This window comes from Streptomyces sp. NPDC048636, assembly GCF_040650655.1.
GTDB lineage: Bacteria > Actinomycetota > Actinomycetes > Streptomycetales > Streptomycetaceae > Streptomyces.
This window is the reverse complement of sequence record NZ_JBEZHR010000016.1, coordinates 44,436-57,212: the sequence shown is the minus strand read 5'-3', so window position 1 is coordinate 57,212 and position 12,777 is coordinate 44,436. Positions and strand designations below refer to the sequence as shown.

General features: G+C 70.8%; 10 protein-coding genes. 4 read left to right on the top strand and 6 right to left on the bottom strand.

Features of this window, described 5'->3' with window-relative positions:
- The first annotated feature begins 76 nt into the window (after nucleotides 1-76).
- Entirely contained in the window at nucleotides 77-1,453 is a 1,377-nt protein-coding gene (locus AB0C66_RS30935; RefSeq protein ID WP_362445983.1) for an FAD-binding protein, read from the top strand.
- A gap of 82 nt (nucleotides 1,454-1,535) precedes the next feature.
- Here AB0C66_RS30935 and AB0C66_RS30930 read toward each other — a convergent pair whose 3' ends face one another.
- On the bottom strand, nucleotides 1,536-2,102 hold the full coding sequence (locus tag AB0C66_RS30930) for a snapalysin family zinc-dependent metalloprotease (protein ID WP_362445980.1): 567 nt from the start codon (nucleotides 2,100-2,102) through the stop codon (nucleotides 1,536-1,538).
- A gap of 253 nt (nucleotides 2,103-2,355) precedes the next feature.
- On the opposite strand from AB0C66_RS30930, the gene AB0C66_RS30925 reads away from it, so the two are divergent.
- On the top strand, nucleotides 2,356-2,904 hold the full coding sequence (locus tag AB0C66_RS30925; protein WP_362445977.1) for a YceI family protein: 549 nt from the start codon (nucleotides 2,356-2,358) through the stop codon (nucleotides 2,902-2,904).
- Nucleotides 2,905-3,010: 106 nt separating this feature from the next.
- A complete protein-coding gene (gene recQ / locus AB0C66_RS30920; protein ID WP_362445975.1) occupies nucleotides 3,011-4,876 on the top strand; it encodes a DNA helicase RecQ in 1,866 nt (621 codons plus the stop codon).
- A 39-nt stretch (nucleotides 4,877-4,915) separates the two neighbouring features.
- Here recQ and AB0C66_RS30915 read toward each other — a convergent pair whose 3' ends face one another.
- Entirely contained in the window at nucleotides 4,916-7,324 is a 2,409-nt protein-coding gene (locus AB0C66_RS30915) for a glycosyl hydrolase family 65 protein (RefSeq protein ID WP_362445972.1), read from the bottom strand.
- Nucleotides 7,325-7,422: 98 nt separating this feature from the next.
- Nucleotides 7,423-7,878, bottom strand: coding sequence for a lamin tail domain-containing protein (locus AB0C66_RS30910; RefSeq protein WP_362445969.1), 456 nt, complete (start codon nucleotides 7,876-7,878; stop codon nucleotides 7,423-7,425).
- Between the two features lie 374 nt (nucleotides 7,879-8,252).
- On the opposite strand from AB0C66_RS30910, the gene AB0C66_RS30905 reads away from it, so the two are divergent.
- A complete protein-coding gene (locus AB0C66_RS30905; RefSeq protein ID WP_362445966.1) occupies nucleotides 8,253-9,833 on the top strand; it encodes a fatty acyl-CoA synthetase in 1,581 nt (526 codons plus the stop codon).
- A gap of 3 nt (nucleotides 9,834-9,836) precedes the next feature.
- On the opposite strand, the gene AB0C66_RS30900 is transcribed toward AB0C66_RS30905, so the two are convergent.
- From AB0C66_RS30900 to AB0C66_RS30890, 3 genes are all read right to left on the bottom strand, one after another.
- Nucleotides 9,837-10,820 (bottom strand): SRPBCC family protein, encoded by a 984-nt coding sequence (locus tag AB0C66_RS30900; protein WP_362445963.1) that lies wholly within the window; start codon nucleotides 10,818-10,820, stop codon nucleotides 9,837-9,839.
- 13 nt (nucleotides 10,821-10,833) lie between these two features.
- On the bottom strand, nucleotides 10,834-11,421 hold the full coding sequence (locus tag AB0C66_RS30895; protein WP_362445960.1) for a hypothetical protein: 588 nt from the start codon (nucleotides 11,419-11,421) through the stop codon (nucleotides 10,834-10,836).
- Nucleotides 11,422-11,523: 102 nt separating this feature from the next.
- Nucleotides 11,524-12,669, bottom strand: coding sequence for a glutathione-independent formaldehyde dehydrogenase (locus AB0C66_RS30890; RefSeq protein WP_362446222.1), 1,146 nt, complete (start codon nucleotides 12,667-12,669; stop codon nucleotides 11,524-11,526).
- Between the last annotated feature and the right edge of the window lie 108 nt (nucleotides 12,670-12,777).

The window sequence follows — 12,777 nt, the reverse complement described above, 5'->3', positions numbered from 1 at the left end:
ACTCGGCGTGGTTGACGCACCCTCCCCCGGCCTCCAGGCTTGGCCCGATGCGATCTTGGGCCAGGAAGGGCGAGGGATGAACGGCGCGGCGGTAGTGGTGGGCGGAGGGCTGGCGGGGACGCTGGCGTTAGGCGCGCTGATCGGACAGGTCGGCACGGTCACCGTCATCGAACGGGACCGCTATCCGGCGGATCCGGTGTTCCGCAAGGGCGTCCCGCAGGGACGCCATCTCCATGTCTTCCTCAGCGGCGGTCAGCGGGCCCTGGACACGCTTCTTCCGGGCACACTCACGGAGTTGGCGGCGGCGGGCGCGCACCGGATGGAGGCGCCGCGCGATGTGATCACCCGAACACCCAGCGGCTGGCAGCGCCGTTTCCACGAGGGAAAGCACTCCTTGCTCAGCTGCACCCGCCCGCTGTTCGACGCCACCGTACGGGCCCGGGTGCTCGCCGAGGCGGCCCGCTCCGGCACCCGGGTGGAGGTGCTCGAGGCGACCGAGGCCGTCGGGCTGCTCGGGACGGCGGACCGGGTGACCGGGGTACGGGTGCGGGCGCGCGACGCGGAGCGCGCCGAGCGCGAGATCCACGCCGATCTTGTCGTCGACGCCTCCGGGCGCTCCTCGCGCGCTCCCCAGTGGTTCCAGGAACTCGGCCGCCCCGCACCGCGCGAGGAGGTGGTCGACGCGGGGATCGGCTACTCCACCCAGATGTTGCGGCCCGCCGAACCCCTCGAGATGGCGATGGTCGTCGAGCCGCGGCCCAACTGCCCGCGCGGCGCGGCGTGGTCCCCGGTCGAGTACGGCAACTGGCTGCTGACGCTGGCCGGGGTGCGCGGTGAGCATCCGCCGACCGACGGCTCGAAGGTGCTGGACTTCGTGGCCTCGCTCGACGAACCGCATCTGCATGAGCATCTGCGCGGCTGCGAACCGGTGTCCCCGCCGTTCGCCTATCGCGACACGGCCAACCGCCGCCGCTACTACCACGCCCCGGGCGGTGTGCCGGAGGGCTTCATCGCCGTCTCGGACGCCGCGTGCACCTTCAACCCCATCTACGGCCAGGGCATGTCGGTGGCCGCGCTGAGCGGTCTCGCGCTGCGCGAGTGTCTGGCCGAGGGGGGTCCGCGGCCGGGCTTCGCGGCCACGGCGCAGCGTGCGGTGGCGCGTGCGAGCGACACCGCGTGGCTGACCGCGGTGGGCGCGGACCGGCCCTACGCCACGGGGGCGGACGCGACCCCGCCCGGCGCCGCCGAGCGGATCCAGACCTGGTACTTCGGCCGTCTGGTCGCGCGGGCGACGGTCGACCCGGTGGTCGGCGCCGCCTTCCGCGACCTCACCCACCTCGCCGCGCCCACATCCCGGCTGCTCTCCCCCGCCGTCGCGCTGCGCACGGTTCTGCTGCCACGCCGCGGCGGACTGCCGACGCCGCCGCTGCGGATCGAGGGCGCGGCGGGGTGATGCCCGGAGCGGCGTGATGCCGGGGCGGGTCGTAGGGGTCATCCGACCCGCCCCGGCGAACCGCTCGCTGTCAGCGTGCGGGTCAGTCCGCGTACACGGCAGTGGCCCGTGCCGCGCCCGACGTCACCGACGAACCACCGAAGTTGTCCTCGACCTCGGCCTTCTCGGAGGCATCCGGGTTGGGGTTGGTGCACGATGTCCCGGCCGTGGAGCCGGACATCAGACTGGAGCACGGGCCCGGTTTCCTATCGGGCAGCCCCAGGATGTGGCCGAGCTCATGGGAGGCGATCCGCACCGTGTTGTAGCCCTCGTCCACGGCCTCGCGGCCGAAGTAGACCGTGCCGCTGCCCAGTCCGGTGGGCATGGCGCGCGGCCAGCCGTCGTCCGCGACGATGGTGATGTTCGCCTGCTGCCCGGATGTGGCGGGCTCGAGCTGGACGTTGGTCACGTTCTCGTTCCATACGGCCACGCCCTTGGTGACCGCGTCCTTGAACTCGGCCGCCCCGGAGGCGTCGTAGGTGACCACACGGGCGGCGGCGCGCCCGGCCGGCGCGGAAGTGGCGGGGGCGGCCACGGCCTGTCCGCCGGCCAGGACGAGAACCACCGCCGCGGCGGCTGGCAAGGCACGCAACAGTCTGCTGGATGTCACAATCGGCCTCCTTGTGGGGGAAAGGAACCTTTTGACGTATCGGACATGGGCATGGCGAACCGCCATGCCCATCGGCCACCATGCCCACCCCGGCCCCGGTCCAACCGGAAGCCATGCCACCGGGGAGGGATGCCACCAGGAACACACGCCACGGGGAACGTGTGCCGCCGGGCGGAGGAACGCCGCCGCGCCAGATCGCCGCGGGCTGTTTAGCCTTCAGGGACATACGCCGTCTGCGAAGGACGTGAGCGCCATGGCGGACACCGCCGGTACCAACCCCACCGCATCCACCCACCCCGCCGCCCCCACCGCGGGCCTCTGGGACCTGGACGCCGACCGTTCCTCGGTCCGGCTCCGGCACCGGACCATGTGGGGACTGGTCAACGTCAAGGGTTCCTTCACCCGGGTGGCGGGCCAGGGCGAGGTGCGTCCCGACGGCTCCGCGCACGGCACCCTGACCGTCGACGCCGCCTCGCTGGACACCGGCAACGGCAAACGCGACACCCATCTGCGCGGTCCGGACTTCTTCGACGTGGGGACCCATCCGCGGTTGGTCTTCACGGTGACCGAAGCGGCCCCGGAGGGCACCGGCGCGGCGCGGGTCAACGGCGAGCTGACCGTCATCGGCCGCAGCCGCCCGCTCGCCTTCACCGCGCGCCTCGACGAGGCGGTCGCGGACGCCGTCACCCTCACCGCGGAGGTCGTGATCGACCGCAAGGACTTCGGGATGACCGCGAACCCCGGCGGGATGATGACCGGCGCGGCCACCGTCTCGGTCACCGCCCGCTTCACCCGCCGCTAGGCCCCGTGCACCCGCCGCCGGCCGTACGGGCGCCCGCCCGTCGGCCCGGTCGGCGGACCGGGCGCACGCGTGACACGGGCCCCGCGCGGCCCCCTAGAATCGCCTGATGGCTCTCCCGGAAAACGGTCCCGAACCCGGCAACGGTCCCGACGGCAGCGAGGCGGAGCGCGTCCTGCGCCGCGTCTTCGGCTACGACGCGTTCCGGGGAGGTCAGCAGGAGATCATCGAGCATGTGGTGGCCGGTGGCGACGCGCTGGTCCTGATGCCCACCGGCGGCGGCAAGTCGCTGTGCTACCAGATCCCCGCGCTGGTCCGGAAGGGCGTCGGGGTGGTCGTCTCACCGCTTATCGCGCTGATGCAGGACCAGGTGGACGCCCTGCGCAACCTCGGGGTGCGGGCCGGTTTCCTCAACTCCACCCAGGACCTGGACGAGCGGCGCCTGGTGGAGGCCGAGTTCCTCGCGGGCGAGCTGGACCTGCTGTACCTGGCGCCGGAGCGGCTGCGGGTGGAGTCCACGCTGCGGCTGCTGGACCGGGGCACGGTGTCCCTGTTCGCCATCGACGAGGCGCACTGTGTGGCGCAGTGGGGGCACGACTTCCGGCCCGACTACCTGGCCCTGTCCGAGCTGCACGAGCGCTGGCCGAGCGTGCCCCGGATCGCGCTGACGGCGACCGCCACCGAGGCCACCCACACCGAGATCGCCTCCCGGCTGAAGCTCCAGGACGCCCACCACTACGTGGCCAGCTTCGACCGCCCCAACATCCAATACCGGATCGCGCCCAAGAACGACCCCAAGCGGCAGCTGCTGGAGCTGCTGCGCTCCGAGCACAAGGGGGACGCGGGCATCGTCTACTGCCTGTCCCGCTCCTCGGTGGAGAAGACCGCCGACTTCCTGGTGAGCAACGGGATCGAGGCACTGCCGTACCACGCGGGGCTGGACGCGCGGATCCGCGCCGAGCACCAGTCGCGCTTCCTGCGCGAGGAGGGTCTGGTGGTGGTGGCCACCATCGCCTTCGGCATGGGCATCGACAAACCGGATGTGCGGTTCGTGGCCCATCTGGACCTGCCCAAGTCCGTCGAGGGCTACTACCAGGAGACCGGCCGCGCGGGGCGGGACGGGCTGCCGTCCACCGCCTGGCTGGCGTACGGGCTCCAGGACGTGGTCCAGCAGCGCAAGATGATCGACACCTCGGAGGGGGACGACGCCCACCGGCGGCGGCTGGGCGCCCATCTGGACGCCATGCTGGCGCTGTGCGAGACCGTCGAGTGCCGCCGGGTGCGGCTGCTCGACTACTTCGGCCAGCAGAGCGGTCCGTGCGGCAACTGCGACACCTGTCTGACCCCGCCGGAGTCCTGGGACGGCACCGTCCCCGCGCAGAAGCTGCTGTCCACCGTGGTGCGGCTGAAACGGGAGCGCAACCAGAAGTTCGGCGCGGGCCAGATCATCGACATCCTGCTGGGCAAGAAGACGGCGAAGGTCATCCAGTTCGACCATGACGCGCTGTCGGTGTTCGGCATCGGCACCGAGCTGCGCGAGGCCGAATGGCGCGGTGTGGCACGGCAGTTGCTGTCGCAGGGGCTGCTCGGTGTCGAGGGTGACTACGGCACGCTGGTGCTCACCGAGGGCAGCGCCGCGGTGCTGAACCGGGAGCGTGAGGTCAGGCTGCGGCGGGAGCCGGAGAAGCCCGCCCGCGCCGCGAAGTCCGCCAAGACGTCCAAGGGCAAGGGCGCCGAGGCGGCGGCGGAACTGCCCGAGGAGGCGGTGCCGGTCTTCGAGCGGCTGCGCGCCTGGCGCGCGGCCTCCGCGAAGGAACAGGGTGTCCCCGCGTATGTGATCTTCCATGACGCCACCCTGCGGCAGATCGCCACCGAGCACCCCGCGACGCTGGAGGCGCTGGCCACGGTGGGCGGGGTGGGTGAGAACAAGCTGGCGAAGTACGGACAGCAGATCCTGGACACCCTGGCGGAGTAGCGGGGCCGCGAAGCGGGCGGAAAAGGGGCGCCGCGGCCGTCAGCCGGACGGCAGCGGCAGCCAGACGGACTCGCCGGGCGCGAGCGTCAGGGTGCGGTCGGCGAGCCGCACCTCGATGGGCGGCTCCTCGGAGTCCGGCACCCTGATCCAGAGCCGTCCGGAGCGCAGCCGCAGCACGATCCCCCAGTGGCCGCGGTAGCACACGGAGACCGCGTACTCCGAAAGCTCCGGCAGCGGTACCGGGTCCAGCCACAGGGCTTCCTCGCGGGTCTCCAGACCGGTGAGGCCGCGCTGCACCAGATCGAGGGTGCCGCCCATGGCACCGAGGTGGATGCCCTCGCCGGTGGTGCCGCCCTGGATGTCGGCGACATCGCCGGTCAACGCCTCCTGGCAGTAATGCCACGCCTCGGCGCGGCGGGCCCGCGCCAGCACCCAGCCGTGCACCAGCCCGCTGAGGGTCGAACCGTGGGTGGTGCGGCGCAGGTAGTACGCGACCGTGGCGTGCCAGGTCTCGTCGTCGAGGCCGTAGCCGAGCCGCCGGAAGAGCCCGGACAGTTCGGCGGGCGAGAAGAGATAGCCGAGCATCAGCACATCGGCCTGTTTGGACGCCTGGTAGCGGTTGACGGTGTCGCCCTCGGACTCCAGGATCCGATCCAGCCGGCGGATGTCGCCGTAGCGTGCGCGGTAGCCGTCCCAGTCCAGTTCGGCCAGGTCCTGGTAGCCGTCGAACTGGCTGATGACACCCCGGTCGAAGGGGATCCGCAGCCGCCGGGAGACATCCTCCCAGCGCTCCGGTTCCGCGCGGTCCAGGCCGATGCGCTCGAACAGCTCGCGCCGCCGCGGTTCGGGCAGGGTGCGGACCAGCTCCAGGGCGCGGGTGAGCACCCAGGCGGCGGTGACATTGGTGTAGGCGTTGTCGTCGAGACCGGGCTGCCGGGCGCCGGGGTAGCCGTCGTGGTACTCGTCGGGGCCGACCACCCCGCGGATGCGGTAGCGCCCGAGGTCCGGGTCGAGGACGGCGGCGTCCGCCCAGAACCGGGCGATCTGCACCAGCATCTCCGCGCCCTGGGTGTGCAGGAAGTCGGTGTCCCCGGTGGCCTGGCAGTACTGCCACACGTTGTACGCCACGGCCGAGCCCACATGGTGCTGCAACCGTGAGTGATCGGGCAGCCAGCGGCCCGAGCGCGGGTTCAGATGGAGGGTCTGGGTCTCCTCGCTGCCGTCGCTGCCGCTCTGCCACGGGTACATCGCCCCCGCCCGCCCGGCGTCCGCCGCCGCGCGGCACGCCTCCGGCAGCCGTCGGTGCCGGTAGTGCAGCAGCGCCCGGGACACCTCGGGGAAGGTCAGGTTCAGATACGGCAGGACGAACAACTCGTCCCAGAACACATGGCCGCGGTACGCCTCACCGTGCAGACCGCGCGCCGGTACGCCCACGTCCAGCTCCGCGGTGTGCGGGGAGAGCGTCTGGAGGACGTGGAACAGATGGAGCCGCAGGATACGGCCCGCCTCGCCCGGCACCTCCAACGCGCCCTCGCGCCACAGGTGTTTCCAGGCGGTCTGGTGGGAGGCCAGCAGTCCGGCGTAGTCCGGGGCGCGCTCCACCCGTTCGACGGCGGCGCACAGCGGATCGGCGATCGCCGCGTCCCTGGAGGTGTGCACCGCCACCGTCTTCTCCACCGTGACGGGCGACCCGGAGGTGATCGGCACGGTGAGCGCGCGGACGGCGTCGGTCGCGGTGAGCCGCTGTCCCGCGGTGGTGGACGCGCCCTCGGTCACCCGGGTGCGCGCGGCCATGGCCACCCGTACGTCGGAGGCGGCGGTGCGGCAGCTCAGCCACACCGTGTCGGCCGCGGCGGCGCCGGTGGTCAGCCCGGTCAGATGGTGTCCGGCCAGATCGCGGTAGCGGGCCACTCCCGCGTTGGTCACCGCACCGTCGAGCGCTGACTCGATCTCGACCGTGCCGGACCAGCCCACGGCGGTGAAGGTGGTCCGCTGTGCCGCCAGATGGGGATCGCCCATGTGGACCAGCCGCCGCTGTTCCACGACGAGCACCCGGTGGTGGCGGTCGGTGAACCGCAGCCGCCGGGTGAGTGTGCCATGCCGCAGATCGAGGACCTGCCGGTACTCGGTCAGCTCCGCACTGTCGGGGGTGAGCCAGGGTCCGGGGCCGGGTGCGGCGGGGTCCGGCCCGGTGAGGCGGTAGCGCAGCGGGAGCCAGTTCGGCAGGTTGACCAGGTCCTCGTTCTCGACCTGGCGTCCGGCGACCTCCGACACCAGCCGGTCGTAGCAGCCCGCGGCATAGGTGCCCGGGTAGTGCACCTCGTCGGCCGCGGTCTCGGAGGCCGCGCCCCGGGTGGCGATATAGCCGTTGCCCAGGGTGCACAGCGACTCCCGCAGCCGCTCCCGCGCGGGCTCGTAGCCCTCGTACTCCCACACCCAGTCCGACACGGCCGCTCACCGGCTCTCGCTCCTCGACATCCCCATTGTCCTCGGAGGAGGCACGGTTCACCGGTTGGCCGGGCCACCGGGGTGGCCCGGCCCCGTCGTCAGCAGATCTTGTAGTCGGCGCGGCTGCTGTTGTACGCGCAGGTGTCGACGGTGGATCCGCTGCTCTTGCGCAGCGTGGCCTTGTCGCTGGTGTTGTTCCAGACGTAGGCCCGGCGGTCCTGGTACTTGGTGGCGGAGGTGTCCGAGCCGGTGCCGGTGCGCACGGTCACCGTCTTGCCCGCGCCGAGGGTGTAGCTCGAGAAGGTGTACTTGTGGTTGCTGGCGTCCACCAGCACCCAGCCCTTGAGGGCGACCCCGCGCGAGGTGGAGTTCTTGATCTGGACGTACTCGGCGTTGAGGCTGGAGTTGCCGCGGTTGTCGCTGCCGGGAGAGTCGTAATAGATCTTGGACAGGTGGACCGAACCGGCGGCTCCGGCGGGTGCCGCGGGGTACAGCAACGCGGCGGCACAGCCGACGGCGAGCAGGGCTCCGGTGCGGACGGTGGTGCGGGACATACGTCTCCCCCTTGCGTGTGGTGCTGATGAGCGTGATGGCACAGGACGGACGGGCGGCCGCGCCCGAAGATGGTTTGGAGTCGATGAGATGACTCCTTCGGTGCGGCCGCCCGTCCGTCTTCCCCCACTTTGTGTGGGCCCCCAGCCTGGCGTGCCGCCCGGCTTGGCGGCAGGGCTGCGCGGCCCCTGATCCGGGGCCGTCCGGCCCTAGTCCGGCGGGGCGCGTTATGGGCCGTGGTGAGCCGGTCCGGGCCGGTGGGACAGCACGCGGCGGCGTTCCTGTGACACCGTCACTCTTGAAGCCCGCTCCCCGCCGTGTCAGCGTGGCGATCCGTCCTTCCGTCCCATCCGCCCCGCCACCTCGGGAGACACCGGTGACCGCATCCTCCCTGCCCGTGGACATCGTGCGCGCCCGCCGCCACGGCATCGCCGATCTGCTGTCCCGCACCGCGCTGCGGCTGCCGCACAAGACCGCGGTGGTCGACGGTCCGCTGCGACAGACGTTCGCCGGACTCGACGCGGTGGTGGACCGGACCGCGGGCGCGCTGGCCGCGCGCGGGGTGGCCCGCGGCGACCGGGTGGTGCTGTACGCGCGCAACTCCCACGGCTTCGTGGTCGCCTTCTTCGCGCTGGCCCGGCTGGGCGCGGTGTCGGTCCCGGTCAACTTCATGCTGACGCCGCCCGAAGTCGCCTATGTCCTGGAGCATTCGGGAGCCGTGGGCATCATCGCGGGCGCCGATCTGCTCGACGCCGCCGACGCCGCGCTGACGGAGGCGGCGCCGCCACGGTTGGTGGTGCGCGCGGCGATCGGCGGCGGACACGGGGAGTGGGAGGACCTGGCCGAACTGGGCGAGGAGGACGGCCACCGGATCCCCGACCCGGCCCTGACCGATGACGATCCGGTGCAGCTGATGTACACCTCGGGCACCGAGTCCCGCCCCAAGGGCGCCATCATGACCAGTCGCAATCTGATCTCCCAGTATCTGACGGCGATCGTGGCCGGTGATATGTCCGCCGACGATGTCGAGATCCACGCGTTGCCGCTCTACCACTGCGCCCAGCTGCACGCCTTTCTCACCCCGGACATCTATCTGGGCGCCACCTCCCTGGTGCTGCCCGGCCCCGACCCGGCCGTTCTGCTGGCCACCATCGAGGCGGAGCGGGTGACCAAGCTGTTCGCGCCGCCCACGGTGTGGATCGCGCTGCTGCGCCACCCGGAGTTCGGCACCCACGATCTGTCGTCGTTGCGCAAGGGCTACTACGGCGCGGCGTCGATGCCGGTCGCCGTACTGGCCGAACTGCGCCACCGGCTGCCGGGGCTGGCGCTGTACAACCTCTACGGCCAGACCGAGATGTCCCCCATCGCCACCGTACTGAGCCCCGGCGACCAGCAGCGCAAGGCCGGGTCCGCGGGGCGGGCCGCGCTCAACGTCGAAACGATGGTGGTGGACGAGGACGACCGCCCGGTGCCGCCGGGCACGGTGGGCGAGATCGTGCACCGGGGCCCCCACACCATGCTCGGCTACTGGCGCGACCCCGAGCGCACCGCGGAGGCGTTCCGCGGCGGCTGGTTCCACAGCGGCGATCTGGGCGTGCTCGACGACGAGGGGTACCTGACCGTCGTCGACCGCAAGAAGGACATGGTGAACAGCGGCGGGGAGAATGTGTCGGGACGTGAGGTGGAGGAGGTCATCCACACTCATCCGGCGGTCACCGAGGCCGCGGTGTTCGGGGTGGCGCATCCGTACTGGATCGAGGCGGTGACGGCGGTGGTGGTGCCCCGCCCCGGTGAGACGGTGGACGTCGAGGACATCCTCGACCACTGCCGCTCCCGGCTCGCGGGCTACAAGGTGCCGAAGTACGTGGCGCTCGCGGAGTCACTGCCGAAGAATCCCAGCGGCAAGATCCTCAAGCGTCAACTGCGCACGTCCTACGCCTACTTGGGCGACATCTGACCGTCAGCGGCGTGAGCGCCGCCGGGGCGCCTCGTCCTCCCCGTCCTCTTCGTCTTCGTACTCTTCGTCCTCGTACTCGTCTTCGGCGTCCTCGTCCTCGTCGCCCTCTTCGCCCTCGTCCTCTTCTTCGTCCTCTTCTTCGTCCTCTTCTTCGTCCTCTTCTTCGTGCTCTTCTTCTTCGTCTTCCTCGTCGACGACCTCGCTCTCGCGGATCTCACCGCGCCAGCCCTCGATCTCATCGGGGTTGAGCAGCACTTCGGCCATCAGATGGCGGCGGAAGTGCTTCAACTCCAGGCGCACCCGGCGGCCCTGGGCCCGCCAGATGTTCCCGGTGCGCTCGAAGAAGCCCTGCGGGTAGTACTGGAGGACCAGCATGATCCGGGTGAGCTCGGGAGCGATCTCATGGAAGGTGACCGCGCCGTTCACATGGCCCTTCTCGGCCCGTGAGGTCCAGATGATGCGCTTGTCCGGGACCTGCTCGACGATCTCGGAGCGCCACTTGCGGTGCGACCAGAAGACCTGGGCCTTCCATTCCATCTCGGTCTCGGACTCCTGCGAGACGTCCTCGACCTTCTTCATGAAGCTGGGGAAGTCCTCGAACTGGGTCCACAGGTCATAGGTGAGCGACAGCGGCGCGCCGACGTCGATCTGCTCGACGATATTGGTGACCTTGAGCTTCTTGTCGCGGTCGCCGCCCTTGCCGCCGTCCTTGCCCCCGCCGAGGCCCGGGACCACGTCCTCGGCCTTGTCCACCGCCTTGTCCTTGACGGTCTCCAGCCCGGCCTTCACCATCGGCTTCATCGGGACGTCCGGACCCTCTCCGTCCTTGCCGAGCCCCTTCTTACCGAGTTCGGTCACCGAGGACAGGGCCTTCTTGCCCAGGGCGCCGGCAAGGTTCCGCGCCTCGTTCTTCAGGCGATCGATGGGCAGCTCCTGGGCGAGGCCGCCCAGCCCTCCCGAGCCTCGTTCATCCGCCTTCTGTGCCATGGCCCCTCACCCCTCACCCCTGGCTCCGTCGTCCGGACCCGCCGGATCCGCCCTGTTTCCGGGTCTTCGCCGGGCGGTCGGCGGCCGGTTTCCGCCGCCGGTCCTCGCCCTGGTTCCGCTCCCCGCTCCGGCTCCGCCCGCCGGAACGGGGAGCGGAAGTGTCCTTGCGCTCCCGCGCCTTGGCCTTGGGCTCGCTGGACTTGCTGTCCTTGGCCTTCGGCTCGCTGGACTTGCTGTCCTTGGCCTTGCTCTCCCGCTTCCCGGAGGGCTCCCGCTCCTCGGAGGAGTCCGGCTCCTCCGCACCGTCCCCGCCAGGGCGCAGGGTGCTGGTCCGGCGCTCCATCCGGTCACTCAGGGCGTCCATGCGATTACTTGCCGCCGATATCGCGGCGGACCGGCCCGCGGAGACCAGCTTGCCGCGGACCGCACGACCCACCTTGCCGATCTCGGCCGTGGGCAGGGCATCGGTGTTCACGGGAAGGCGGCCGGACGCCAGACGCTTGCCCGCCGCCATACCGGCGAGCGCGACGGCCCACCGCACCTTGCGGCGGCGGCCCAAGAGGTAACCGCTGGCGAAGGCCAGCGCCGCCTCGCTCTTCATGATCGGTCCTCCTCACCGCCGCCGGAGCACGGCCTCATGCGAGCCCAGTCACGGGCCTCACTTTCGAGTATGTCTCATTCGCACCATTTACGAATTATGCGATCACGCCGCGAGCGCCGGGTGCAGCACGACCTTGGTGTAGCCCTCGATCCGCTGGTCGAACTTCTCGTACGCCAACGGCGCCTGGTCCAGCGGAAGTTCATGCGAGACCACGAAGCTCGGCGTGGCACGACGGGCGATGATCATGTCGCGTAGCTGGCGGTTGTACCGCTTGACGTTGCACTGACCGGTGCCGACCCGCTGCCCCTTCTCAAACATCCGGCCGATGGAGACGAGGAGCTGACCCTGTTTGGCGTGTTCATCGGGGCCCCCGGGGTCGGAGGGCACATACAGGCCCGGCACCCCGAGCATTCCGGTCGGCCGTACGGTGTCCACGAGCGCGTTGAGGACGATCGCGGGCTCCTCATGGCTGGCGTCGCGGGACTGGGCCTGGTAGCCCACCGCGTCCACGCCCTTGTCGGTGCCCTCACCGCCGGTCTGGTCCGTGATCTGCTCGGCCGGATCGCCCTTGGTGAAGTCGATGGGAATCGCGCCTATCTGCTCGGCCTTGGCGAGCCGTTCGGGCACCCGGTCCACCACGAACACCTTGGCGGCGCCACGCAACAGGGCCGAGTACGCGGCCATCAGCCCCACCGGTCCGGCGCCGTAGACGACCACACTCTCGCCCGGGGAGACCTGCGCCAGCTCACAGCCGTGGTAGCCGGTCGGGAAGATATCGGCGAGCAGGACGAAGTCGGTCTCGAACTCATCGCCCCCGGGCAGCTTCAGACAGTTGAAGTCGGCGTAGGGCACCCGCAGTCGCTCCGCCTGGCCACCGGTGTACGGGCCCATCGCCACATAGCCATAGGCGCCGCCCGCGAAGCCGGGGTTGACCGTCAGACAGAAACCGGTGTTGCCCGCGAGGCAGTTCTTGCAGAACCCGCAGGCCACGTTGAACGGCATCACCACGCGGTCGCCCTTGGACAGCGAGGTGACGCCCGAGCCCGTCTCCTCGACGATGCCCAGGTTCTCGTGTCCGAAGACGATACCGGGGCTGGCCGCCGTGCGGCCCTCGTACATATGCAGGTCGGAACCGCAGATCGCGCTGGAGGTGACCCGTACGATCACATCGTTGGGATGCTCGATCCGGGGATCGTCGACATCCCGCACTGCCACGGTGAAGGGCTTCTCATAGACGACGGCTTTCACCTCGAACACCTCCGCGTCGGTCGCCTGTGGACCGGCGGCGGACAAGGCGGGCGTGACGGCGGAGGGGCCGGTACGGGCCCGGGTCACGCCATGGGCCCCGGTGCGATG